The sequence below is a fragment of the Pseudonocardia sp. OZ21 genome (assembly GCF_059359135.1).
This window is the reverse complement of the sequence record NZ_JCADBN010000011.1, coordinates 220,670-243,193: the sequence shown is the minus strand read 5'-3', so window position 1 is coordinate 243,193 and position 22,524 is coordinate 220,670. Positions and strand designations below refer to the sequence as shown.

General features: G+C 72.3%; 22 protein-coding genes. 9 read left to right on the top strand and 13 right to left on the bottom strand.

All coding sequences use genetic code 11. The features are described from left to right. Positions 1-133: 133 nt before the first annotated feature. Positions 134-1,549: an alpha/beta hydrolase family protein gene (locus AC5L35_RS25030; protein ID WP_495062126.1), complete on the bottom strand. Its 1,416-nt coding sequence runs from the start codon at positions 1,547-1,549 to the stop codon at positions 134-136. A 75-nt stretch (positions 1,550-1,624) separates the two neighbouring features. Between AC5L35_RS25030 and AC5L35_RS25025 the strand changes: the two genes are divergently transcribed. Continuing rightward, a complete protein-coding gene (locus tag AC5L35_RS25025) occupies positions 1,625-2,191 on the top strand; it encodes a winged helix-turn-helix domain-containing protein (RefSeq protein WP_495062125.1) in 567 nt (188 codons plus the stop codon). Positions 2,192-2,210: 19 nt separating this feature from the next. Here the strand turns inward: AC5L35_RS25025 and AC5L35_RS25020 are convergent, their stop codons facing one another. The 4 genes from AC5L35_RS25020 to AC5L35_RS25005 all read right to left on the bottom strand — a co-directional run bounded on the left by AC5L35_RS25020 (position 2,211) and on the right by AC5L35_RS25005 (position 9,047). After that, positions 2,211-3,869: an ArnT family glycosyltransferase gene (locus AC5L35_RS25020; protein ID WP_495062124.1), complete on the bottom strand. Its 1,659-nt coding sequence runs from the start codon at positions 3,867-3,869 to the stop codon at positions 2,211-2,213. Positions 3,870-4,159: 290 nt separating this feature from the next. Next, the gene (locus AC5L35_RS25015) at positions 4,160-6,022 is read right to left on the bottom strand and encodes an ABC transporter ATP-binding protein (protein WP_495062162.1); all 1,863 of its coding nucleotides are present in this window, start codon (positions 6,020-6,022) and stop codon (positions 4,160-4,162) included. A 257-nt stretch (positions 6,023-6,279) separates the two neighbouring features. Further along, a complete protein-coding gene (locus AC5L35_RS25010; RefSeq protein WP_495062123.1) occupies positions 6,280-8,082 on the bottom strand; it encodes an aldehyde ferredoxin oxidoreductase family protein in 1,803 nt (600 codons plus the stop codon). A 92-nt stretch (positions 8,083-8,174) separates the two neighbouring features. After that, positions 8,175-9,047, bottom strand: a complete 873-nt coding sequence (locus tag AC5L35_RS25005) for an NTP transferase domain-containing protein (RefSeq protein WP_495062122.1) — start codon at positions 9,045-9,047, stop codon at positions 8,175-8,177. Between the two features lie 129 nt (positions 9,048-9,176). Here AC5L35_RS25005 and AC5L35_RS25000 point away from each other — a divergent pair, with 129 nt between their 5' ends. The 3 genes from AC5L35_RS25000 to AC5L35_RS24990 all read left to right on the top strand — a co-directional run bounded on the left by AC5L35_RS25000 (position 9,177) and on the right by AC5L35_RS24990 (position 11,927). Continuing rightward, on the top strand, positions 9,177-10,487 hold the full coding sequence (locus AC5L35_RS25000) for an AI-2E family transporter (protein ID WP_495062121.1): 1,311 nt from the start codon (positions 9,177-9,179) through the stop codon (positions 10,485-10,487). Positions 10,488-10,613: 126 nt separating this feature from the next. Next, the gene (locus AC5L35_RS24995) at positions 10,614-11,105 is read left to right on the top strand and encodes a ribose-5-phosphate isomerase (RefSeq protein ID WP_495062120.1); all 492 of its coding nucleotides are present in this window, start codon (positions 10,614-10,616) and stop codon (positions 11,103-11,105) included. Positions 11,106-11,108: 3 nt separating this feature from the next. Further along, complete coding sequence (locus AC5L35_RS24990; RefSeq protein ID WP_495062119.1) at positions 11,109-11,927, top strand: Fpg/Nei family DNA glycosylase; 819 nt, start codon at positions 11,109-11,111, stop codon at positions 11,925-11,927. 6 nt (positions 11,928-11,933) lie between these two features. Here the strand turns inward: AC5L35_RS24990 and AC5L35_RS24985 are convergent, their stop codons facing one another. Further along, the gene (locus tag AC5L35_RS24985) at positions 11,934-12,635 is read right to left on the bottom strand and encodes an alpha/beta hydrolase (RefSeq protein ID WP_495062118.1); all 702 of its coding nucleotides are present in this window, start codon (positions 12,633-12,635) and stop codon (positions 11,934-11,936) included. 68 nt (positions 12,636-12,703) lie between these two features. Here AC5L35_RS24985 and AC5L35_RS24980 point away from each other — a divergent pair, with 68 nt between their 5' ends. Then, on the top strand, positions 12,704-13,345 hold the full coding sequence (locus AC5L35_RS24980) for a histidine phosphatase family protein (protein WP_495062117.1): 642 nt from the start codon (positions 12,704-12,706) through the stop codon (positions 13,343-13,345). Between the two features lie 9 nt (positions 13,346-13,354). Here AC5L35_RS24980 and AC5L35_RS24975 read toward each other — a convergent pair whose 3' ends face one another. After that, positions 13,355-14,587, bottom strand: a complete 1,233-nt coding sequence (locus tag AC5L35_RS24975) for a cytochrome P450 family protein (RefSeq protein WP_495062116.1) — start codon at positions 14,585-14,587, stop codon at positions 13,355-13,357. 51 nt (positions 14,588-14,638) lie between these two features. Further along, positions 14,639-15,412: a hypothetical protein gene (locus AC5L35_RS24970; RefSeq protein WP_495062115.1), complete on the bottom strand. Its 774-nt coding sequence runs from the start codon at positions 15,410-15,412 to the stop codon at positions 14,639-14,641. A 115-nt stretch (positions 15,413-15,527) separates the two neighbouring features. On the opposite strand from AC5L35_RS24970, the gene AC5L35_RS24965 reads away from it, so the two are divergent. Continuing rightward, positions 15,528-16,268, top strand: a complete 741-nt coding sequence (locus AC5L35_RS24965) for an HAD-IIA family hydrolase (protein WP_495062161.1) — start codon at positions 15,528-15,530, stop codon at positions 16,266-16,268. Between the two features lie 89 nt (positions 16,269-16,357). Next, positions 16,358-16,510 carry a hypothetical protein gene (locus tag AC5L35_RS24960; protein ID WP_495062114.1) on the top strand — a complete coding sequence of 51 codons (153 nt, stop codon included), beginning with the start codon at positions 16,358-16,360 and terminating at the stop codon, positions 16,508-16,510. A gap of 25 nt (positions 16,511-16,535) precedes the next feature. Here AC5L35_RS24960 and AC5L35_RS24955 read toward each other — a convergent pair whose 3' ends face one another. Further along, the gene (locus tag AC5L35_RS24955; RefSeq protein ID WP_495062113.1) at positions 16,536-17,033 is read right to left on the bottom strand and encodes a GNAT family N-acetyltransferase; all 498 of its coding nucleotides are present in this window, start codon (positions 17,031-17,033) and stop codon (positions 16,536-16,538) included. A gap of 46 nt (positions 17,034-17,079) precedes the next feature. On the opposite strand from AC5L35_RS24955, the gene AC5L35_RS24950 reads away from it, so the two are divergent. Continuing rightward, entirely contained in the window at positions 17,080-17,628 is a 549-nt protein-coding gene (locus AC5L35_RS24950) for a TetR/AcrR family transcriptional regulator (protein WP_495062112.1), read from the top strand. Here AC5L35_RS24950 and AC5L35_RS24945 read toward each other — a convergent pair. The 3 genes from AC5L35_RS24945 to AC5L35_RS24935 form a co-directional block, all read right to left on the bottom strand. Beyond that, positions 17,618-19,153, bottom strand: a complete 1,536-nt coding sequence (locus tag AC5L35_RS24945; RefSeq protein ID WP_495062111.1) for a PH domain-containing protein — start codon at positions 19,151-19,153, stop codon at positions 17,618-17,620. The genes AC5L35_RS24950 and AC5L35_RS24945 overlap by 11 nt on opposite strands. Continuing rightward, positions 19,150-19,662, bottom strand: coding sequence for a PH domain-containing protein (locus AC5L35_RS24940; RefSeq protein WP_495062110.1), 513 nt, complete (start codon positions 19,660-19,662; stop codon positions 19,150-19,152). Before AC5L35_RS24940 ends, AC5L35_RS24945 begins: the two co-directional genes overlap by 4 nt. A gap of 66 nt (positions 19,663-19,728) precedes the next feature. After that, a complete protein-coding gene (locus tag AC5L35_RS24935; protein ID WP_495062109.1) occupies positions 19,729-21,096 on the bottom strand; it encodes an acetamidase/formamidase family protein in 1,368 nt (455 codons plus the stop codon). A 296-nt stretch (positions 21,097-21,392) separates the two neighbouring features. Here AC5L35_RS24935 and AC5L35_RS24930 point away from each other — a divergent pair, with 296 nt between their 5' ends. Continuing rightward, the gene (locus AC5L35_RS24930; RefSeq protein WP_169395190.1) at positions 21,393-21,596 is read left to right on the top strand and encodes a cold-shock protein; all 204 of its coding nucleotides are present in this window, start codon (positions 21,393-21,395) and stop codon (positions 21,594-21,596) included. A gap of 226 nt (positions 21,597-21,822) precedes the next feature. Here AC5L35_RS24930 and AC5L35_RS24925 read toward each other — a convergent pair whose 3' ends face one another. Beyond that, entirely contained in the window at positions 21,823-22,458 is a 636-nt protein-coding gene (locus AC5L35_RS24925; RefSeq protein WP_495062108.1) for a TetR/AcrR family transcriptional regulator, read from the bottom strand. Positions 22,459-22,524: the final 66 nt, after the last annotated feature.

Sequence of the window (22,524 nt, the reverse complement as noted above, 5' to 3'; positions counted from 1 at the left end):
TCCGTCGGTCAGGTACGTGATACCGACCTTAGTCGACTGTATGCAATCCGCGCATCCCCGGCCTAAACCGACGGGGTTGCCACAATCGAGACTAGTTCCCCCGGCACCGGACGGCTCCACGCGAGGTCGGAAATCATGGCAGGAGCAGGCCCCAGTACGCCGCCCACGGCACGAAGGCCGCACCCGCCGCGAGCAGCAGGCCGAGCCGTGCCCGGTCCCCGGTTCGTCGCCGCTTCGCCACGGTGACGCCCGTGGCGATCCCGGCCCCGACCGCGACGACGGCGAGTAGCTGAAGAGCCAGCCACGCCACGGGGCGCCCGGCGAGCAGCGGACCCGGATCCACGGTCCGGCCCTGCGTCATCTGGAGGAAGCCGAGGTATCCGAACATGCCCATCACCGCGGTGAGCCCGGCACCGGCCAGCACCCGGGCGGGCCAGGCGGCCCGGGGTCCGGACCTGCCGCGCAGCCGTCGCCACCCCGCCGTCAGGCCGAACCCCGCGAAGCCGGCCAGCAGCAGTGCGAGCACGCTCATCTGTACCCCGACCGACTCGTACCAGGCCAGCGGCGCGACGGGCACCGTCGGCCGGGTCTGCTCACCGGCTCCCGTAACGGTGGTGGGGGGCGGCCTGCCGTCGGCGACGTCCGCGACCCAGGACGACACCAGGTCGACATAGCCCGGAGCGAACTCGCTGCCCTTGTCGAAACCGGTGGTCGTCGTCCGCAGCGAGTGCTCGGCGCCCTCGACCGTGCGGAGCGTGTAGTGCCGGTTGCCGGCCTGGTCGAGAGCCGTCCGGTACGCCTCCACGCTCTCGACGGGCGGGGTGAGCCGGTCCTGCGCGCCCCAGATGCCGAGCACGGGCAGCGTGCTGCTGCGCAGCGGGGGGCCCGGGTCGTAGTAGGGCTCGGGGAACAGCCCCATGCCCGATATCAGCCGGTAGGGCGTGCGGGCGTGGGCGTCGACGAGCGAGCCCCGGACGCCGGCGTGCTCGATCTTGATCGTGTCGGCCCAGCTCTGCTGGCGCAGCGGCGACACCCCGTTGGCGCCCACCACCACGAGGAACGCGATCTCGGGTGAACGTGACGCGGCCAGTGGTGCCACCCAGCCGCCCTCGCTGAACCCCATGACGCCGACCTGGGCCGGGTCGACCTCGGGGCGCCGTCGTAGCTCGGCGGTGGCGGCCACCGTGTCCTCGGCCAGCCGGGAGTACGAGCGCTGCAGGAGCGAGTAGCCCTCCGTGCGCTTGTCGTAGGCCAGGGTGACGATGCCGGCGCGGGTCAGCGCCTCCGCCTCCGTGCGGTACTTCTCCCTCGGGCCGGGGCCGGCGCCGTGCACCAGCACCACGCCGGGCAGGCCCGGCCGGGCGGTCGTGGGCACGCGCAGGGTGGCCGGAAGGACCACGCCGTCGCTGGTGGGGATGCGCAGCTGCGTCTCCTGGACGCCGACCGGGGCCGGCGGCGGTGGTGGCTGGGACGGGAGGGTCGGCGCCGCGGGCAGCACCACGGCTGCCGCGGCAGCCAGTGCGGCGAGTGCGCGTCGATAGGGCGGCATGGTCGGGCTCCTCGGCTTGCAGGGGATAGTGTGCAAAGAAATCTCTGCACACAGAACTCTGCTAGCTTCGGCGCCGTGGCGGATCAGGGAGAACCCCGGGAACTCACCGATCCGGCGGCCCTGAGAGCGCTGGGGCACCCGCTGCGGCAGCGGATCCTGCGCCAGCTGCGCCGCACCGGCCCGGCGACCTCCACGTCGCTGGCCCGGGTGCTGGGTGAGAACACCGGTGCCACCAGCTACCACCTGCGGCAGCTCGCCGAGCACGGGTTCGTGGAGGACGTCCCCGAGCGCGGGCGGGGCCGCGAGCGCTGGTGGCGGGCCCGCTCCGAGGACCTCCGGTTCCCGCCGCGCAGCCGCATGTCCGACGAGGTGCGCGCGGCGTTCGACGAACTCGGCCGGCCGAACGTGGCCGACGACGTGGCGGCGTTCGCCCGTTTCCAGCGCCACCGCGACGGCATGGGGGAGTGGGGCGACGCCCTGCTGTTCGCCCGCGGTGCCCTGCACCTCACCGCGCCGGAGCTGCGCCGGTTCTGGGAGGACTACATGGCCCTCTACGAGCGCTACGCCCGCGCCGCGGAGCCACCGGCCGAGGACGCCCGCCGCGTCCTGGTGCGCTTCGTGGCCTTCCCGGATGTGGAGTGAGCGCTCGGTCGGCCGGTCGTCAGCGCAGCCGGTACCAGGTCCCCGCCGTGCTCGTGCGGTACTGCACGTAGTCGCGCGCGAGGACCTGCTGCAGGTCCTCGCCGCGGTCGGCGACCCACTCCCCGGCGTCGGCGTCGACCATGACGACGGTGGGCTCGACGGTGTCGACCTCCGTGGCGACCTCCCGCCACTGGCCGTCCGTCATCAGGTCGTAGGTCCAGCCGTCGAACCGCAACGCGAGCGGCGCGCCGGCGAGCATGTTGTAGAGCGGGTCGCCCACGACGTACAGGCTCTCCCCGGCCCTCACGTCGGCCGCGGCGAGCTCGGTCCGGATCGTGTCGTACCCGGCTACCCGCTCGTCGATCCGTTCCCGGCTCGCCGCGGTGAACCCGCCGCCGTCGAGCACGGTCGGGAGGGTCCAGCTGGCGGCGTGGGCGAGCATGGGCAGGCAGACCACGGCGAGGAGCACGGCCCACCGGGGCCGCCGCAGTTGCGGGGCGAGCACGTCGAGCCGGCGCAGCGCGAGCACCACGAGCGGCGCGCTGGCGAAGTACCACTGGTACCACCAGGCGAACTGGGTGGCGATCGCCAGCACGTCGAGCAGCACGAACGCGCCCATGGCGAGGTCGAGCGGATCCCGGCGGCGCCAGGCCGTGGCCGCCTGCCAGGCGGCGAGCACCACGACCGGGAACATCCACAGGACGTACCGGCCGAGACCCTCGAGCACGCGCGCCGGGTCGCGGGATCCCGGGGCCGACCCCATCTCGACGGCCTCGACGATCCAGACGTGCAGGGCCGCGCCGAACGCGCCCTGCGTGGCGAGCCAGGCCAGCGTCAGACCCACCGGGACGAGCGCCGCCGTGATGACCACGGGCACCGCCGCGAACCGCCTGCCCCCACCCAGCCGCAGCACGAGGTACACGAGCAGGGCCAGCCCGACCACGCCTGCGAGCAGCAGCTTGAACACCCCGACGACGCCGACGCACAGCCCGGCGAGCACGATCCGCCGCCAGCCGGGAACCCGCCGCGGCTCGGCGACCAGGGCGAACGCCCCGGTCGCGGGAACCAGACAGAGCATCTCCAGCTGGCCGAAGTCACCAGGGCCCGCGGCGAGCAGCGGCACCGCCGTGGCGAGCGCGGTCACCATCCGCCGCACCCACGGGGTGGTGAGCCTCCCGCGCAGCAGCACGTGCACGCACGTCCCGAACGCGAAGGCCGCGACCACGTCGAGGACCCGGGTCCCGATCTCGCCCAGCCCGGTGAGGTCGGCCAGTCCGTACCAGAGGAAGACGCCGGGCTGCTTGATGTCCCAGATGTCGGTGTAGAGCGCCTGCCCGTGCAGGATCTGCCGGCCGATCAGCGCGTACACCGCCTGGTCGCCGCGGAACGGCCAGGTCACGACGATCCAGCTCAGCGCGCCCAGCACGGTGAGGGTGAGGACGAGCTCGGCTCGCCGCCGCTCCGCCTGCCGGTGTCTCCCGTGCCCCGATCGCCTCCCGGGGGACGGGCGGCCGATCGGACCACTGGACGGTTGCAGGGGTGGCACCCGGATCGGGCCCGTGACGGGGCCCCGCTGCAGTGGCATGCGGGCGCCGAGGTGTCCGGCCTGCCGGGGCGCCACCGCCGCGCCCCGGGCCGCGGGCGCCGGTTCCGCAACGGTGGATCTGTCCTGCTGCATGGGTCTCCCGATCTCGCCGGCGGTACCTGCCCGGGGATCGGTGTCTGAGAATCCGCCGTTTCCGAGATCGGCTGAATGCCGGATGGATCACCCGACCGTACGAGCGCGGTTCCCGTCTTCTTTGTCCGGATGGAGATCTACGGACCTGGTGGGCGAGTTGCGCACGCAAATCGGACACGATCGCGCAGCGGAGGAAACCTGAGAGCGGCAAGCCGCTGTGCTCGTCGCAGGATCCCGAGACCCTGCGACGAGCACACCCCTCGGCGCGAACGGCCTTGCGGCCGTTCCTCTCAGCCCGCGACCAGCGCCACCGGGACGGCGCCCGGCTGGTCGAACTGCGTGCTGTGCAGCTCGGCGTAGCGACCGTCGCGGGCGATGAGCTCGGTGTGGGTGCCCCGCTCCACGACCTGACCGGCCTCCAGCACGAGGATCTGGTCGGCGGCGCGGATCGTGGACAGCCGGTGGGCGATCACGAGTGCGGTGCGGCCCTGGAGCGCCTCACCCAGCGCCTCCTGCACCGCTGCCTCCGAGGTGGAGTCGAGGTGGGCGGTGGCCTCGTCGAGCACCACCACCCGCGGCCGGGCCAGCAGCAGCCGGGCGATGGTGAGCCGCTGGCGCTCCCCTCCGGAGAGCCGGTAGCCGCGCTCGCCCACGACGGTGGCGAGGCCGTCGGGCAGCGACGCCACCAGATCGGCGAGGCGCGCCCGGCCCAGCACCTCCCACAGCTCCTCGTCGTCTGCCTCGGGGCGAGCGAGCAGGAGGTTGGCGCGGATCGACTCGTGGAACAGGTGGCCGTCCTGGGTGACCAGGCCCAGTGCGCCCCGGATCGTGTCGAAGGAGAGATCGCGGACGTCGACGCCACCCAGCCGCACCGTTCCGGCGTCGACGTCGTAGAGCCGGGGGAGCAGCTGCGCGATCGTGGACTTGCCGGCGCCGGACGAGCCGACCAGCGCGATCATCTGCCCGGCCTCGGCGGTGAACGACACCTCGTGCAGCACCTCCTCGCCGCCTCGCCGGTCGAGCTGTGCGACGTCCTCCAACGACGCGAGCGACACCTTGTCGGCGGACGGATAGGAGAAACGCACCTTGTCGAACTCGACCGACAGCGGCCCGTCGGGCAGGGGCAGCGGCTGGGCGGGCTCTGCGATGAGCGGCGGCAGGTCGAGCACCTCGAACACCCGCTCGAAGCTCACCAGCGCACTCATCACCTCGACCCGGGCGCTGGCCAGCGCGGTGAGGGGCGCGTAGAGGCCGGTGAGCAGCAGGGCGAGTGCGACGACGTCGCCGGCAGCCATCCCACCGGTGATCGCGAAGTAGCCGCCGAGCCCGTAGACCAGCGCGAGCGCCAGCGCGGAGACGAGCGTGAGTGCCGTGACGAAGATCCACTGCACCATCGCGGTACGCACGCCGATGTCGCGGACGCGGGCGGCGCGGGCGACGAACTCGCGCGTCTCGTCGGCGGGGCGGCCGAACAGCTTGATCAGGGTGGCGCCCGGTGCGGAGAACCGCTCGGTCATCTGGGTGCCCATGGCCGCGTTGTGGTCGGCGGCCTCCCGCTCGAGGTGGGCGAGCCTGCGTCCCATGTGGCGGGCCGGGAGGACGAACACCGGCAGCAGCACGAGCGCCAGCAGCGTGACCTGCCAGGACAGCGTGAGCATCACGACCAGCGTGAGCGTGAGGGTGACGAGGTTGCCGACCACGCCGGACAGGGTGTCGCTGAACGCCCGCTGGGCACCGATCACGTCGTTGTTGAGCCGGCTGACCAGCGCACCGGTGCGGGTGCGCGTGAAGAACGCGATCGGCTGGCGCTGCACGTGGTCGAACACCGCGGCGCGCAGGTCGAGGATCAGCCCTTCGCCCAGCGATGCGGAGAGGCCGCGCTGGATGATCCCGCTGATGGCCACGGCCACCGCGATGACCGCGATGAGCACGGCCAGACCGACCACGGTGCCGAGCGGGCCGCGGTTGACGATGGTGTCGACGACCCGGCCTGCCAGCACGGGCGTGGCGACCGCGAGCACCGCGCCGATCACGCTGACCACGAGGAACGCGCCCATCCGGCGGCGGTGGGGCCGCACGAACGCGACGATCCGGCGCAGCGTGGCCATCGAGAACGGCCGTTTCTCCTCCTGCGCGTGTGCTGCGTGGTACATCGAGTTCCACGCGACCATCTCCATGCTCATGAACTGCTCCTCGCTCCGGTCGCGGCACCCGCTGTGCACACGTAGGACATCGGGAACCGCCGGAACTCATCGGTGCGGAACCGCTCGCATCGAGAGTGTGGCGGACCGGTCCGACAGATTCGTCCGGATTTCCCGGTGTCCTCAGCGACACTAGAAGCTGAAGTCAGGTTGAGGTCAAGGCGACGGTGGAACCGGCGCCGGCACCGGCCGCGACGGCCGGGGTGGCGTCAGGGGGTGAGCAGCAGATCTGCCACGTCGGCCGGGTCGGGACGGCCATCGACGTCCAGACCGCGACCGGTGTAGTACCCCTCGACCATCGAGCGCAGGCGCTCCGCCGTGAGCGTGGCGGTGCGGCCCGAGCCCAGTTCCAGCGGGGTGTCGAGCATGCGCCGCGGGAGCGTGTCGTCGTCGGTCGTGGCGCCCTCTCGCAGGTTGAACACCCGCTTGGCCAGCACGATCCGGCGGGCCACCGCCCGCAGCTCGTCGGCGGTGACGTCCCATCCGGTGACGGATCGCAGGAGCGCCGCCCATTCGTCGAACGGCTCGGTGAACACTCCGCGGAGGAACTTGCAGAGGATCATCGAGTCCATGACCGCGGCGCGGTCCTCGGTGCCGATCGCGGCGGCGACGTGCGCGGAGCCGCCGCTCAGCCGGTCCAGGTCGCCCGACAGGTCGGCCTCGTAGGCGCCGGAGCGGTTGTGGTCGGCTCCTCGCGCGTTGACCGCGAGCCCCAGCGCCATCGACTGCAGTGACCGCGGCTCGTACCCCGGCAGCTCCAGGCCCTTGACCTGGGGCGCGAAGTCGATCGACCCGTGCCCGACGACGGTGGCGGCCGCGCGTGAGCCGAGAGACAGCAGCTCGCCGAGTCCCTCGGACCGGGAGCCGATCAGGTCGAGCGCCCGCAGCAGCGCGGCGCCGTCCCCGAACTTCAGCCACGGCGCGTCGATCAGGCCGCGTTCCACGCACTCCATGGCCCAGGCGATCGTGCCGCCCGCCGAGATCGTGTCGATGCCGAGCTCGTCGCAGCGGGCGCTGGCGGCGAACACGTCGTCGGGGTCCGACACCCCGCACAGGGGGCCGAGCGCGAACACGTTCTCGTACTCCATCCGCTGGCTGCCGCCGCCCTTGCGGGAGTAGATGTGCTCGCAGCCGATGGAGCACGACGCGCAGCTGTTGCGGGCCACCCCGCGCATCTCGTGCAGCTCCTCGGCGGCCAGCCGGGGCGCCTCGGCGAACGTGGCGGCCGTGAAGTTGCGGGTCGGAAGCGTGGACACGGCGTTGAACGCGAGCAGGTTGGCCAGGGTGCCCAGCTCGCGGTACTTGGCGGTGGCCGGGCCGAAGCTGCGCTCCCGCAGGCTCTTGGCCGCGGCGAGCACGGCAGCGGGATCGGCGACGTCCACCCTCGTACCGGCCTTGACCAGGACCGCCTTGATGTTCTTCGCGCCCAGCACGGCACCGAGGCCGCCGCGCCCGGCGTGCCGCCCGTCGTGGCTGATCGTGGCGTACCGGACGCCGCGCTCCCCGGCAGATCCGATCGCGGCCGTGCGCCACCCGCGGCCGAACCGTTCGCGCACAGAGGTCTCGGCCTCCGCCGCCGGCATCCCGGCGAGCTCGGGCGCCGGCTCGAGACGTGCGCCCGACGCGTCGACCAGCACCACCGACAGCTCGTCGGCCCGCCCGCGCACGACGATGGCGTCGTTGCCGGTGAGCTTTCCCGAGATCGCGAACTGGGAGGACGCCAGCGCGTCGGTGATCATCCCGGTCAGCGGCGACTTGGCGAGCACCGCGAACTTGGCGCTCGTGGTGAGCGGGGTGCCCACCAGCGGTGAGAACACGAACGCGAGCGGAGACTCGGGAGCCAGCGGGTCGACGCCGGGCGGAGCGAGCCGGTGCAGCAGCCAGGTGCCGAGCCCGACCCCGCCGAGGTACGCGCGGAGAACCTGGTCGTCGAGCTCCAGGGCGGTGCCCGTGGCGTCGGTGCCGTGCACATCGACGACGAGGGCCCGTCCGAAATATCCGCCTGCCGTCATGATGAAGACTGTATGCCGATGTTCGCTCCCGTGCTGGCGCGCGGAACGGGCGACTCGCGCAGCGGGAACGGGCGACTCGCGGGGGCGGCGGGTCAGCCGCCCGCGTCGGCGGACAGGAAGGCGACCGTGTCGCCCGCCACCAGCGGCATCTCGGCGTCGCGGGTGATCTGGTCGCCGTTCAGGGCGGCGACGACGTGCCGGTCGAGAGGCAACCCGACGGCGTCCGCTGCGGCGCCGAGGGTAGCCGCCTCCACCACGGTGGGGCCGCGCTTGCCACCGGACGCGAGCGCTCCGAAACGCTGGACGGTGATCTCCGGTGCGGGCCGCTCCCGCGCGACGCGGTAGTCGTCGGGCTCGTTGACGTTCAGCACCGAGTCGAGCTGCGGGTCCAGCGCGCGCAGCCGGGGGTCGGCGAGCAGGCCTGCGTCGTCGATGCGGCGCACCCGGCAGTGGTCGAACAGCATCGCGAGCTTGAGCTGCCCGTGCGTCACCATCCCGGCGACGACGGGCGCGAGCGCCGTGCGGTACGCGGCCGCCAGCGGCTGGCGGTGCCCGCCTGCGTGCGGCAGCACCACGTCGACCTCCGCGTCGAGCGCGGACAGCACCCGCCGCACGTACGCGGGGTGCAGGAACGGCAGGTCGGTGGAGCAGACGAACGCGATGCGCGCGCGGTCCGACAACGCGGCGAGCCCGGTGGCGATGCCCTGCATCGGCCCGCGGCCCTCCACGGGGTCGTCCACCGTCTCGACACCCGCAGGCAGTGCGGGCAGGGACTGGTCCGGCGCCCGGACGACGATGACCGGCCCGTCGACGGTGCGCGCGAGCAACCCGGTGGTGCGGCGCAGCAGGGTGGAGCCGTGCCATTCGAGCGCGGCCTTGGACTCACCCATTCTCGAGGAGCGGCCGCCGGCGAGCACGATCCCCGCGGCCGACCCGTCGTCGGGTGCAACGCTGTGGCTGCTCACCCCCACGATCGTAGGCGGTGCGACGTCCGGTGGAGATCACCGATGTCTGAGAGCCTTGTCCTCGGGTATGGCTGCACAGCCGGCGCCCAGCATCGTGGCGCACCGGCAGAACGAGGCAGAGGAGTTGGCGTGACGACGACCGAGCGCCCCCACCGTGGTCGCGGCACCGCGATCGGCGAGGGTGTCACCTGGGCAGCGCGATGGAGCCTCCGGCTGCTCCTGGTGTCAGCGGGCGCCTGGCTGATCTGGATGGTGATCGGGCTCCTGTGGTCCGTCATCTTCCCCGTGATCCTCGCCGTGATCGTCTCGACGGTCCTGTGGCCGCCTGTCGGGTGGCTGCGCAAGCACCGCTTCCCACCCGCGCTCGCCGCGGCCACGGTGCTGCTCGCCGGGCTGGTCGTGCTCGCCGGGCTCATCGCGCTGATCACCACGTCGGTGGCGGGGAGCATCCCGGAGATCACGCAGAGCGCGAGCAGCGGCATCCAGTCGATCCAGCAGTGGCTGTCCGGGCCGCCGCTCAACCTCGCCCAGGGCCAGCTCGACGAGGTGCTGCGGACCGCCACCACCGAACTGCAGCAGAGCATCTCGGCGATCACCACGAGCGTGCTCACCGGCATCGGCAGCGTGGCCTCCGGCGTGATCACCGCGGTGCTGACGGTGGTGCTGGTGTTCCTGTTCCTCAAGGACGGGCCGCGCTTCCTGCCGTGGCTGCGGGCGGTGGCGGGCGATGGCGCGGGCGGTCACATGGCCGAGGTGCTGCGCCGGGTCTGGAAGACCGTCGCCGACTTCATCCGGGTGCAGGCGATCGTCGCGCTGGTCGACGGTGTCCTGATCGGACTGGGACTGCTGATCCTCGGGGTGCCACTGGCGATCCCGCTGGCCGTGCTCACGTTCCTCGGCGCGTTCGTCCCGATCGTCGGCGCGATCGTGGCCGCCGCGCTCGGCGTGCTGGTGGCCTTGGTGAGCAACGGGTTCACCACGGCGCTGATCGTCCTGGCGATCATCGTGGTCGTGCAGCAGTTGGAGGGGAACGTGATGCAGCCGATCCTGCAGGGGCGCAGCCTCCGGCTGCACGCCGCGGTCGTGCTGCTCGCCGTCACCGCGGGCGGCACCCTGTTCGGCATCGCGGGGGCGTTCCTGTCCGTGCCGGTGGCCGCCACGGGCGCGGTGGTGCTGCGCTATCTGAGCGAGCGGATCGACGCGCGGGCATCGGGTTCGGCACCGCCGCCACGGGTGGATCCGCCGCTGGAGACCGTGCAGACCGTGCTCGCGATGCCGGGCGCCCTGTCGCCGGACGGCTCGGCGCCCGACCCGGACGCTCCCGTTCCTACCGCTCCCGCCACCCACACCGAGGACGTCGCTCCCGAGGACGAGGCCGAGGCCGCGAAGAAGAACCAGGACGGGAGCAAGGACGCGGCGAAGGACGAGCAGCGCAGCTGACGCCGCCCCGTTGCAGCAAAGCCACTTTCACGCAACGAGGTTGCCGCAACGTGGCTTTGCTGCAATCCCCCGGGCGCGCAACCCCGTCGACGGCGGCCCGCGCCGGCATGGGGCAGTATTTCTCCTGTGCGCGTCTACCTCGGTTCCGACCACGCAGGCTTCGAGCTCAAGACCCATCTGGTCGCGCACCTGACCAGCCTGGGCCACGAGGCGATCGACGTGGGGCCGGCCACCTACGATCCCGAGGACGACTACCCGCCGTTCTGCGTGGAGGCGGCCCGGCGGACCCTCGCCGACCCCGGCACGCTGGGGGTCGTCGTCGGTGGTTCGGGCAACGGCGAGCAGATCGCGGCCAACAAGGTGCCCGGTATCCGCGCCGCGCTCGCCTGGAGCGTCGAGACCGCCACGCTGGGCCGTCAGCACAACGACGCGCAGGTCGTCGCCGTCGGCGCGCGGATGCACACCCTCGACGAGGCGGCGGAGTTCGTCGCCGCGTTCGTGGCCACGCCGTTCTCCGGGGCGCCCCGCCACCAGCGGCGGATCGACCTGCTCTCCGAGTACGAGCGCACCGGCACCCCGCCCGCGCTGCCGCCCGGACAGGTCCCGGCCGCGCCGTAGCGCATGCCGGAAGGTCACACGCTCCACCGGCTCGCCCGGCTGCACCGTCGCCGCTTCGCGGGCTTGCCCGTCGCCGTGTCGAGCCCGCAGGGCCGCTTCACGGCGAGCGCCGCCGCTCTCGACGGCCGGGTGCTGGTGCGCGCCGAGGCGCACGGCAAGCACCTGTTCCACCACTACGGTCCAGATCTCGTCGTGCACGTCCACCTCGGCCTCTACGGGCAGTTCAGCGACGAGCCGCTGCCGGCGGAGGCCCCGCGCGGCCTCGTCCGGATGCGGATGGTCGGGGCCACGCACTACGCCGACCTGCGTGGACCCACCGCGTGTGAGCTGATCACCCCGGCGGAGGCGAGAGCGATCCGCGCCCGGCTCGGTGCCGACCCGCTGCGTCGTGACGCCGACCCGGACCGCGCCTGGGAGCGGATCTCCCGTTCCCGCGCCCCGCTGGCCACCCTGCTCATGGACCAGTCGGTGATCGCCGGCGTGGGCAACGTCTACCGCGCCGAGGTGCTGTTCCGCCACGGGCTCGACCCCCAGTTGCCCGGCCGTGCGCTGGACAAGGCGCAGTGGGACGCCCTGTGGGCCGACCTGGTCGCCCTGATGCGCGACGGCGTGCGCCGGGGCCGGATCGACACCGTGGCGCCGGAGCACGACCCGCGCCGCACCGGTCGCGCGCCGCGTCAGGACCGGCACGGCGGCGAGGTCTACGCCTACCGCCGCGCGGGCAGCCCCTGCCTGGTGTGCGGCACGCCGATCGCGCACGTCGAGCACGCGGCCCGCAACCTGTTCTGGTGTCCCACCTGCCAGCCCGCGGTGAGCGCCTGACGCAGGTCAGCCGGTGAGCAGGGTCGCGAGCTCGGCCGGTGCGGTGATCATCGCGTCGTGGCCTGCGGCGATCTCGTCGAGCCGCCATGACGGGTCCGCGCCCGCGGCGACGGCGAACCCGGCGAAGCTGTCGTGGCCGGGCTTGACCGTGCAGTGGACGAAGCGGTGCGGCACCTCGGGCACCGGGCCGGGCGGCAGCGCGTCGGCCAGTCCGCGCAGGGGGTGCGGTCGCAGCCGGGGTCGCATCCAGTCGCGGTCGGCGGGATCGGTGACGGCCCAGCCGTCCATCCCCGTGTCGGGGTCCAGGACGATCCGGCCCATGTCGTCCACGGTGGAGGTGAAGAACTCGCGGCGTTGCGGGGTGAGCGTGTCCAGGATCGACTGACCGGGCTGCGGCACGAACGCGTCGAGGTACACGAGCTCGCGGAGCCGGTGGGCGCAGCGCTGGGCCACCCCGGTGATCACCGCACCGCCTGCGCTGTGCCCGACGAGCACCACGTCCTGCAGGTCGTCGAGCTCCAGCACCGCCACGACGTCCTCGATGTGCGTGTGCAGGCCAGTGCCGGGACCGAGGAGGTGAGCGCGCTCGCCCACTCCGGTGAGGGTCGGGGCATGGACGTCGTGCCCCTTCTCCAGCAGCAACGGCGTGACCCGGCGCCAGCACCAGCTGCCGTGCCACCCGCCGTGGACCAGGACGAACGTGCTCATGGGTGCCGGCCGATCATGGCAACCATTGTGCGCTCGTCACGCTGCGAGGGCCCTGGCAGGCTGCAGCGGTGCCGACGGAAGCCCGGAACACGGGCAGAGCTGCCCGATACCTCTATCTCGCTCGGCACGGTGAGGCCTCGGCGGACGAGACCGCGCTGACCGAGAAGGGTCGCCGTCAGGCCGTTCTGCTCGGCGAACGGCTCAGGGGCGCACCGCTGTCCGCCATCCATCACGGGCCGCTGCCCCGAGCGGCACAGACGGCCTGGCTGATCGGCGAGCAGTGTGCCGACGTCCCCGTGCGCTCGTCGGACCTCGCGGGGGACTACCTCCCCTACCTGCCGCAGAGACAGGAACTACCCGATGCCGCGGCCGACTCGATGCTCGGCTTCCTCGCCGGGTTCACGGAAGCGGAACGCGAGCACGGCCCCGCGCTGGCCAGGGAAGCCCTCGCGGCGTTCACCGGACCGGTCGAGGGCGACCAGCCCCGTCACGAGCTGGTCGTCACCCACAACTTCCTCGTCGGATGGCTGGTCCGAGCCGCCCTCGACGCGCCCGAGTGGCGCTGGATGGGCCTCAACCACGGCAACGCCGCTCTGACGGTGATCCGGTACGGGCCCGGCAGGCCGTCCTCCGTGCTCTTCTACAACGACATGCGGCATCTGCCCGCCGACCTGCGCTGGACCGTTTTTCCCCCCGAGCTCCAGGTCTGAACGACGTCGTCACCCCTGCCGGGTGGCCCTCGATCGGCTGGTTCCGACGGGCAGTTCGGCGATCGCGTTGACCAGCAGGGCGGGGTGGCGGGCGGGGTCGGCCGCCCCGTCGGCCAGGTGCAGGTCGGGGAAGCGGGCGAGCAGCGAGCCGATCGCGATGCGGCCCTCGAGCCGCGCGAGCGGTGCGCCGAGGCAGTGGTGGATGCCGTGGCCGAACGCGAGGTGCTGGGCGGCGTCGGCGCGGCCGATGTCGAACCCGGCGGGGTCCTCGAACCGGGCCGGGTCGCGGCCGGCGGTGAACAGCACCGGGACCACGACCTCACCGGCAGGGATCGTGACGCCGCCGACGTCGACGGGTGTGGTGGTGACCGACGGGATGGCCACCTGCAGCGGCGAGTCGTACCGGAGCATCTCCTCGATCGCCGCGGGCAGGCGATCCGGCTCGGCGCGCAGTAGCCGCAGCTGCTCGGGATGCGAGAGCAGCGCGTGCGTACCGAGGAGGATCAGGCCGGCCGTGGTCTCGAACCCGGCCACCAGCAGCAGCTTCACCATCGACGTGAGCTCGTCCTCGGAGAGCCGATCGGTCCCGTCGCGCACGGCGATGAGGTCGGAGAGCAGGTCGTCGGCGGGAGCAGCACGCTTCTCCGCGATGAGCCCGCGGACGTAGGTGACCAGGTGCTGCACCGCGTCGACGTACGTGTCCGCGGGATACACCGAGCCGTTGATGACGATCGTGGTCCAGTCCCGGAACGCCTGCCTGCGCTGCTCGGGCACCCCGAGGAGCTCGGTGATCACGGCGATCGGGAGGGGGTAGCCGAACGCCGCGGCGAGGTCGACCGGCTCACCGGCGCGTCCGCCGTCAGCGACGTCGTCGAGCAGTGCGTCGGTGATCGCCTGGATCCGGGGCGCCATGGTGTCGACCCGGCGGCGCGTGAACGCCGCCGAGACCAGGCGCCGCAGGCGGGTGTGGTCCGGCGGGTTGCTGGTGAGCATGTGCGTGTTCTGCGCCGCGTTGAGCTCCGCGGGGGTCCGGTCGAAATGCGGACCGCCAGGGCGCTTCGCGATGCCGGGGTGGGCCAGCAGCGCCCTGGCCTCGGTGTACCCGGTGACCAGCCACACCCGGACACCGGTGAACAGGACGGTCTCCTGCACCGGGCCCGACGCTGCCAGCTGCTCGTAGGCGGCGCGCCGGGCAGAGGTGGTGGTCTCGGTGAAGGGCGAAGGGCCCGTTCCGACCGTCATGATCGTTGACGCTACCCCCGCGCAGCGCGGGACCGACCAGCTCGCGCGGGGTCAGAAGTCGCCGAACCCGCCGCCACCGAAGTCGCCGCCGCCGTCGAAGCCCCCGAAGTCGCCACCCCCGGGATCGCCGCCGTCGAAGCCCCCGCCGTCGTCGCCCCCGACGTCACCCTGCGCGTCGTCGTAGCCGGCGCCGTCGGAGAACCCGTCCGCGTACGCCACGCCCGCCATGCCCGAGAACATCGCGCTGAACAGCAGGGCCGAGCCGATCCCCCAGGCGCCGGCGACCAGGGCCGGGCGCCACCACGGCTCGGAGTACCAGCCGCGCGGCACCGGCCGGCCGGCCACGTCCCCGCCGGGGTAGTAGTGCCGGTTGCGCTCCGACGGTGCGGGGGAAGCGCTGTAGGAGTGGCCCTCGAGCTCCACGTCGCGCTCCTCGGTGACGGCACCGGCGCGCAGTTGCCCCGGAAGTGGGGGCAGCTCGGGCCCGGGGTCGAGGTCCATCGCACTGCGGGCCGCGCGCACGTAGTAGAGGCCCTCGTAGGCGGTCTCGGTGACCTGCCTGGTCTGGGTGGTGCTGCGCGCCTGTTCCATCTGGGAGCCGGCCGCGGTGTAGCGCTCGGCGGCGTCGGCCAGCGCCTGCTTCGCCGCCTCGTTGGTGCCGACGAGGTTGAGCACCTGCCCACCCAGCCGTTCGACCCAACGTCGTGCCTCGGACTTCGCGTCCTCCAGCTCCCGCTCCCGCGCGGCCGCGCGCTGCCGGATCAGCCAGGCGGCGCCCGCCACGATCAGCACGAGGACGACCACGGTGAGAATCGTTCCCGCCATGTCCAACCAACTCCCTCATAACGCCTCAACCAGGACAACGCCGGTGCGAAAGGCATCGTTCCCCTAGGCTCCCATCGTGGGAGACCCCAAGGCGATCGAGTGCTGGATGACCGACATGGACGGCGTGCTCGTCCATGAGGGCAGGCTGATCCCTGGAGCCGACGCGTTCGTCTCGCGGCTCCGCGAGGTCGGCAAGCCGTTCCTGGTGCTCACCAACAACTCCATCTACACGCCGAGGGATCTGCAGTTCCGGCTGCGCACGAGCGGTATCGACCTGCCGGTGGAGTCGATCTGGACCTCGGCACTGGCCACCGCGACGTTCCTCGACGACCAGCGGCCGCAGGGCAGCGCGTACGTGGTGGGCGAGGCCGGCCTCACCACGGCGCTGCACGAGATCGGCTACGTGCTCACCGACAACTCGCCCGACTACGTGGTGCTCGGGGAGACCCGCACGTACAGCTTCGAGGCGGTGACCACGGCGATCCGGCTGATCGCGGCAGGCGCCCGCTTCGTCGCCACCAACCCCGACGCGACCGGCCCCTCGAAGGACGGGGTGCTGCCCGCCACCGGTGCGGTGGCCGCGCTGATCAGCCGCGCCACCGGCGTCAGCCCGTACTTCGTCGGGAAGCCGAACCCGCTGATGATGCGGGCGGCTCTCAACCGGGTGCAGGCCCACTCCGAGACCACCGTGATGGTCGGCGACCGCATGGACACCGACATCGTGGCGGGACTGGAGGCCGGGATGCGCACGATCCTGGTGCTGACGGGGATCATGCAGGCCGACGAGATCGACCGGTTCCCCTATCGGCCCTACCGCGTCGTGCCCTCGATCGCCGACCTGGTGGACGAGATCTGAGTCATCGTCACGCGGCAAACCCGCTGGTCACAGCGGTGCGGGTGCTCGCGGCCCGGAAAATGACAGGCTTGTGATTTAGCATCGGTCGCATGGACACGTCGAACACGACCGGCTGGTGGAACTGCCTTGGCTGCAGCGTCGAGGTGGAGCTGCCGGCCACTGCGACCTCCGGATTCCAGGTGCCCTGCCCCGACTGCGGCGAAGCCATGACCGAGCAGTGGCAGTGGGACGCCGCCGCCTGACACGACACGACTGGCCCGGCCGTCATCAGGCCGGGCACAGCTCGAGCTCGTAGTCCTGCTCCACCACGTCCACGCCGAAGCTGTGGTTCGGCTTCTCGGTCACCATGCGGAAGCCCGCCGCCAGGTAGATGTGCCGGGCGCCGGAGAGCACGTCGTTGGTCCAGAGCCGCAGCCGCCGGTACCCGGCGTCGCGGGCGAACGTCACGCAGGTGTCGACCAGCCTGGCGCCCAGCCCGTGGCCGCGGGCGTCGGGATGCACGAGCAGTACCCGCAGCTTGGCCGTGCCCGGTTCGTCGTCCGCCACGCAGAGCACGCAGCCCACGCGCCTGCCGTCCAGTTCGGCGATCCACCCGCGCTCGCTCTTCTCGTCGTGGGTTAGCGCGAAGTCGGCGACGATCTGCGACACCAATGCCTCGAGGGATGTGTCCCAGCCGAACTCGTGCGCGTACACCTCGCCGTGCGTCTGCACCACCCAGCCCAGGTCGCCCGGTTCGCCGAGTGGTCGGATCTGTAGGTCTCCCATCGAGTCCCTCTCACTGAAACGAGTGTTTCAGTACGAGACTGAGCCAATGACCGCGGATCCGCAACCCCCGTCCGCCCGCCGTGAGGAACTTCTCGAACTCGCCTATCGGTACGCACTGCGCCACGGCCTGACGGGGATGTCGCTCCGGCCTCTCGCGGAGGCCATCGGCTCCAGCCCGCGCGTCCTGCTCTACCTGTTCGGCTCGAAGGACGGACTCGTGCAGGCGCTGCTCGCGCGGTCCCGCAGCGAGGAGCTCGACCTGCTGGCCTCGGCCTCTCCGACGGGTCGCCCGACCGAGGTGATCGGCGCGCTGTGGGACTGGCTGGCCGATCCTGCCCACCGCGACCTGCTACGGCTCTGGATGGAGGGCTACACGCGCTCGCTCGTGGAGCCGGACGGGCCGTGGAGCGGGTTCGCGGCCCGCAGCGTCGAGGACTGGCTCGACGTCCTGCGTACCGTGCTGGGCCCGGACCGGACGGCCGCCACCGCCGTGCTCGCCGTGCTGCGGGGGGCGCTGTTGGACCTGCTGGCCACCGGGGACGTGGACCGCACCACCGCCGCCGTCCGCCGGCAGCTGGCGATGCTCAGCTCCTGACGGGCTCCCGCTCGTCGCAGTGCCGTTCGTCGATCTGCCCCTCGGCGACCTGCAGGAACGGGGTGAGCAGGTCGGGCACCGCGCGCTCGGCCACGGCGAGCCCGTGGCTCGTGCCGACGTCGAGGATCGAGTAGGCGCCCGCCCCCGCGGCGGTCGTCGCGGTGAGCGTGAGCAGCCCGGCACGCCGCTGGAAGATCGACTGCTTCGCCGTCCAGCCGATGATCCCGCCGCGCTGCAGCGCCACCGTGGCCCGGCGCACCGTGCCGCTGCGGGTCACGAGGTAGCCGGGGGTGAGGCCGTGGCCGAGGCTCCGGTACCCGTCGAGGGCCAGGAGGACGGCGACGGGCCCGAGCACGAGCGCGGCGATCCAGGCGACGTGCAGCAGGATCTCGGTGAGCAGCAGGCCCAGCACCGCGAGCAGGGCGACGATGGTGGCGACGGGCCCGAGTGCCCACCGCACGCGGCGGTTGCGGGCCGCTGCCGGGTGCGGCTGGAGGTGGGTGGACGTGGGCGGAGCGACGGGGTCCCGCAGCACGTCGGCTGCCACGCGGTGCGCGACGGCACGCGGGGCTGCGGGCAGCAGCGTCCTGCTGTCGGTTTTGTCCTTCTCGGACGGCGCTGCCATTCCCGTGGCCACGGCGTCCACGCGGGCGGCGCCTGCGAGTCGCGCGCCCAGAGGTTCCACGATCTCGACGCCGCGCAGGCGCCGTTCCTCGAGCGAGATCGAGCGGGTGGTCAGCAGGCCGCGACGCACGCGCAGGGTGCCGCCCGGTTCGCGGTCGAGCCGGTAGGCCCACCACATCTCGACGAACAGCCCGAGTGCCGCGACCAGGCCGATCACCAGCGCGATCGCCGTGAGCACCGCGATGGTCGTGAACAGCGGGACGCCGCGGAACAGCCCGGCCACCCAGGCGATGACGCCGCTCTGGAGGCCGAACCAGTCCGACACGTTGAGCACGAGGCCGAACGCACTCCCGCCGAGCAGCGGTGTGACGAACGACAGGGGCGCGTACCGGATCCACGCCGGGTCGAGCCGCGCGAGCGGCCCGTCGGCGGTGACCCCGGATGCGCGATCGAGCAACGTGTGCCGCAGGTCCTCGGCCACCTGCCTCGTCACGGGGCGCAGCGTGACCGAGCCGTCGGGGCCCGTCTGCTCGCCGGTGGCGATCAGCACCCGGACGAGGCCGAACATCCGCAGGAGCGGGTCGGCCGTGACGTCGACGGTGCGGACGCGGTCGCGGTGCAGCGAGCGCCGCCTGCTGACGAACACCCCGGTGTGCAGTTCGACCCGCTCGGACGTGACGCGGTAGCGCGTGCGGCGCCACCGAACCTCGTCGAACGCGCACGCGCCCGCGACCACCAGCGCCGTCACCGGCAGGACCCCGGCCAGCGCGGTGCCGAGCGAGCCGGCGCGCGTGATCCAGTAGACGGCCGGCACCGCCGCGCCCACGCATCCGCCGGCGACGAGAAGTGCTGTGACCGCGACGGTGCGCCGGTCGAGAGCCGCCCATTCCGGGCTGCTCACGTCGCGTCCCCGGTGGTGGTCTGGGTGGCCTCGGTGAGCTGTTCCGCGAGGTCGGCCGCGAGCTGCTGGTCGAGCCCTTCGATCTTGACGGCGCCCTTGGCCGACGCCGTGGTCACCGTCAGCGTCGCGAGGCCGAAGCGCTGCTCCAGCGGTCCGCGTTGGGTGTCGACGGTCTGGATACGGGACAGCGGGGCGATCCGCCACTCCTGCCAGAAGTAGCCGGAGCGCGTGTAGACGGCCGTGTCGGTGACCTCCCACCGGTGCAGGCGGAACCACCATGTCGGCAGGGCCGCTGCCGCCGCGGTCCCCAGTACCGCGAGGAGTACCGCGGGCGCCAGCAGCCAGAACCGGGCGGGCTCGATCAGGAGTCCGAGCACCGTCAGCACCGCCACCGGCACGGCGACCAGCAGCAGCACGCTCGTCCGCCACCAGGGAATCGCTCGCGGGTCCACCTCGTGGCGTGGCGGACGCAGTTCCAGCTCGCCGGGCTCCGCCTGGGACGTCGTCATGGCTTCCCCTCCTTCACCATGCGACCGGAATGGTAAAGGATGTCCCAAGGGGCATCACCCGGCTGTTCAGCCCGTCGGGAAGTGCGACTTCGTGATCGCCCCGTGCACCCCGACCGTCCGGTCCACCACCTGCGAGACCGTGAAGTTCGCCGCCGCGGACAGGTAGGCGTAGGCGGTGGGGCGGTCCATGCCCAGGTCGTGTTCGAGGAAGTCGAGGGCGTTCACCACGGCACGGCGCATTGCGACGTTCAGGTCGGTGCCCTGCCCGTTCGCCGAGCCGTCCGGGTCGGACAGGCCGATCGGCACCCACACGTCGGGCGTCTCCGCGAACGGGTAGCGGTAGGCCACCGAGGGAGCGTCCCCCGAGCCGGGCTTGCACACCGTGAGCCGGAAGGTCGCCCGCAACGACCCCTCCAGCGCGGTGAGGGCCACCTCGCCGTCGCCCATCGCGAGGTGCGGGTCGCCGACGTAGAACAGCGCGCCCTCCCCGTGTACGGGCAGGTAGAACGCCGAGTCCGGGCCCAGCAGTCGGATGTCGATGTTGCCGCCACCGAGCGTGGGCGGGATCGAGTTGAGCTCGGGCGCCGTCTCGCCCGCCGCCGTCGTGTGCGCGACGCCCATCGTCCCCATGAACGGTTGCAGGGGGAACACGACCTCGCCGCGGCCCGACCCGAACGGCATCACGCCGACGGCTCCGCCGCCCTTCCCCTCCCGGACGCTCGTGAAGGTCGAGACGTTGCCGTAGCGCAGCGGGTCCTTCGTCGCACGCCCGTCCGTGGTGGCCGCCGGCATCACCTCGTCGACGGTGATACCGGCGGGGGCGCCGCCGTCGGCGGTGCGGGCCAGCGCGCCCTTGCCGTGCCGGCTCGAGACCACGCCGTAGGGCACGCGCGGCACGGCCGACAGCGTCTCGACCTTGAGCACGTCACCCGGCTCCGCGCCCTCGACGAAGATCGGCCCGGTGATCACGTGCGGGCCGTCGACGTCGAAGTTGCGCGGCGTGCGGTTGTAGTCGCGGGCGATCGCGACGGCATCGGTGAGCACGTCGTCCCGCGCCACCTGGTGGCGCCCGAAGTACGCGATCGGGTCGCGGCCCTGGTCCTCGAGGATGCCCTCGTGCGAGACCGTGTCGATGGTCACGGTCGCGCCCGACGCGATGCGCAGGGACGGGGTGGCTCCGATCGCCGGGACGTAGCCCCAGCGCACGGCGTCGGGCGTGGAGGGCAGGTAGTGGTCGCCGTCGATCGGACCGGTGCCCGGCTGCAGCGGGGCGGCCGGCACCGATGATCGGGTGCCTGCCGCGGCCGGCGTGGCTCCGAGCAGGGAGGATCCCACCGTGGCAGCGGTGACGGCGGTGGCGGCCCGCAGGAACCCCCTCCTCCCGATGCCCTCGACGATGAGTGCGCGTGCAACGATCGGATCGGGCGAGCTCATCGGGTGATCGTCATGGGCCCTCGTATCGGTGGGGTTACCCGACGTATCGCCGGTGTGAAGTGTCCCGCTCGTCCCGCCGTCACCCAACGGAACGCGGCGTGTCGCGGGGGCGCGGGACAGAACCGCCCGCGACGTGGTTGGATGGGTACAGGTCGTTCAGTTTCGGTGTTCGTGTGATGCACGCTCGCGGGAACAGGTTGGTGGGGGAGTCGGCGTCGACGTGACGTTGATCAGCCCATCAGGGTCGGCCGGGACGCGCACGGTGCGGGTCCCACCGTCTGCTAGGAGCACATCGCATGGCGCAGGGAACTGTGAAGTGGTTCAACGGCGAGAAGGGCTTCGGCTTCATCTCGGTCGACGGGGGCGGCGCTGACGTCTTCGTTCACTACTCCGAGATCGACGCCTCGGGCTTCCGTAGCCTCGACGAGGGGCAGCGCGTGGAGTTCGAGATCGGCCAGGGCACCAAGGGCCCGCAGGCCACCGGCGTTCGCGTCGTCTGATCCACCTCGCTCACCAGGAGCCCGTCTTCCCCAGGGGAGGCGGGCTCCCGGCGTTTCGGGGCTAGGGGGTGTCCCGCGGATCTTCGATCGCGATAGCCGCGCCCAGGCGGCCCCTGGCGACACCGCCGAACCGCCCGGATACGGCCCGGTATGAGGGCGATCCAGCGGCGCCGCCAGGAACCACCTGGATCACGGCTCTCATCGATCAAGATCCACGGGACACCCCCTAGAGGCCGATGTCCTCGGCGGTGATGGGCCGCCCGGGCAGAGGCGTGCCGGAGGACGGCGCGCGTAGGCCGTCGAGTATCAGCGCCATGCAGCGCTCTGCCGCCAGCCCTGCGACCTCGTCGTCCGCCTTCGGCACCTGCCGAACCAGCAGCGCGAACACCATGGCGACATCGCCGGTGTCGATGTCGCCGCGCAGCGTGCCCTCCGCCTGTGCGGCGTGCACCACGGTGTCGAGCACCTCGATCAGCGCCCGGCGGAGCTTATTGCGCTCCTCGTCGTCGCGCAGCACGATCCTCGGCGGCGACGCCATGGCGAGCTGCATGGTCAGCCGGAGCTCCTGGGACTGGTGCAGGAAGCGGACCAGCGCCTCCCATGCCGTGGGTTCCTCCGCCACAGCGGCACGTGCCTCGGCCAGTGCCTTCTCGAAGCTGTCCCGGGCCACGGCCTGGATCAGGGCCTCCCGATCGGGGAAGCGGCGGTAGAGCGTGCCGATGCCGACGCGGGCGGCCCGCGCGATCTCCTCCATCGGCACGTCCGGCCCCTGCAGGGCGAACCACTGCTTGGCCGCGGCCAGTATCTGGTCGCGGTTGCGGCGCGCGTCGGCCCTCAGGCTCGTCACCGGATCCGCGGTCATGCAGATCACCCCCCGTACATCGTCCGGATTGTTGCACGGGGTCCGGTTGGCTCCGTGGACGTGCTC

What these genes read in the sequence shown, in the direction of transcription:
- AC5L35_RS25030 (WP_495062126.1), bottom strand. Translation starts at nt 1,549, where the DNA reads ATGCCGCCCTATCGACGCGCACTCGCCGCACTGGCTGCCGCGGCAGCC.
- AC5L35_RS25020 (WP_495062124.1), bottom strand. Translation starts at nt 3,869, where the DNA reads ATGCAGCAGGACAGATCCACCGTTGCGGAACCGGCGCCCGCGGCCCGG.
- AC5L35_RS25015 (WP_495062162.1), bottom strand. Translation starts at nt 6,022, where the DNA reads ATGTACCACGCAGCACACGCGCAGGAGGAGAAACGGCCGTTCTCGATG.
- AC5L35_RS25010 (WP_495062123.1), bottom strand. Translation starts at nt 8,082, where the DNA reads ATGACGGCAGGCGGATATTTCGGACGGGCCCTCGTCGTCGATGTGCAC.
- AC5L35_RS24990 (WP_495062119.1), top strand. Translation starts at nt 11,109, where the DNA reads ATGCCGGAAGGTCACACGCTCCACCGGCTCGCCCGGCTGCACCGTCGC.
- AC5L35_RS24985 (WP_495062118.1), bottom strand. Translation starts at nt 12,635, where the DNA reads ATGAGCACGTTCGTCCTGGTCCACGGCGGGTGGCACGGCAGCTGGTGC.
- AC5L35_RS24975 (WP_495062116.1), bottom strand. Translation starts at nt 14,587, where the DNA reads ATGACGGTCGGAACGGGCCCTTCGCCCTTCACCGAGACCACCACCTCT.
- AC5L35_RS24970 (WP_495062115.1), bottom strand. Translation starts at nt 15,412, where the DNA reads ATGGCGGGAACGATTCTCACCGTGGTCGTCCTCGTGCTGATCGTGGCG.
- AC5L35_RS24965 (WP_495062161.1), top strand. Translation starts at nt 15,528, where the DNA reads ATGGACGGCGTGCTCGTCCATGAGGGCAGGCTGATCCCTGGAGCCGAC.
- AC5L35_RS24960 (WP_495062114.1), top strand. Translation starts at nt 16,358, where the DNA reads ATGGACACGTCGAACACGACCGGCTGGTGGAACTGCCTTGGCTGCAGC.
- AC5L35_RS24955 (WP_495062113.1), bottom strand. Translation starts at nt 17,033, where the DNA reads ATGGGAGACCTACAGATCCGACCACTCGGCGAACCGGGCGACCTGGGC.
- AC5L35_RS24950 (WP_495062112.1), top strand. Translation starts at nt 17,080, where the DNA reads ATGACCGCGGATCCGCAACCCCCGTCCGCCCGCCGTGAGGAACTTCTC.
- AC5L35_RS24940 (WP_495062110.1), bottom strand. Translation starts at nt 19,662, where the DNA reads ATGACGACGTCCCAGGCGGAGCCCGGCGAGCTGGAACTGCGTCCGCCA.
- AC5L35_RS24935 (WP_495062109.1), bottom strand. Translation starts at nt 21,096, where the DNA reads ATGAGCTCGCCCGATCCGATCGTTGCACGCGCACTCATCGTCGAGGGC.
- AC5L35_RS24930 (WP_169395190.1), top strand. Translation starts at nt 21,393, where the DNA reads ATGGCGCAGGGAACTGTGAAGTGGTTCAACGGCGAGAAGGGCTTCGGC.
- AC5L35_RS24925 (WP_495062108.1), bottom strand. Translation starts at nt 22,458, where the DNA reads ATGACCGCGGATCCGGTGACGAGCCTGAGGGCCGACGCGCGCCGCAAC.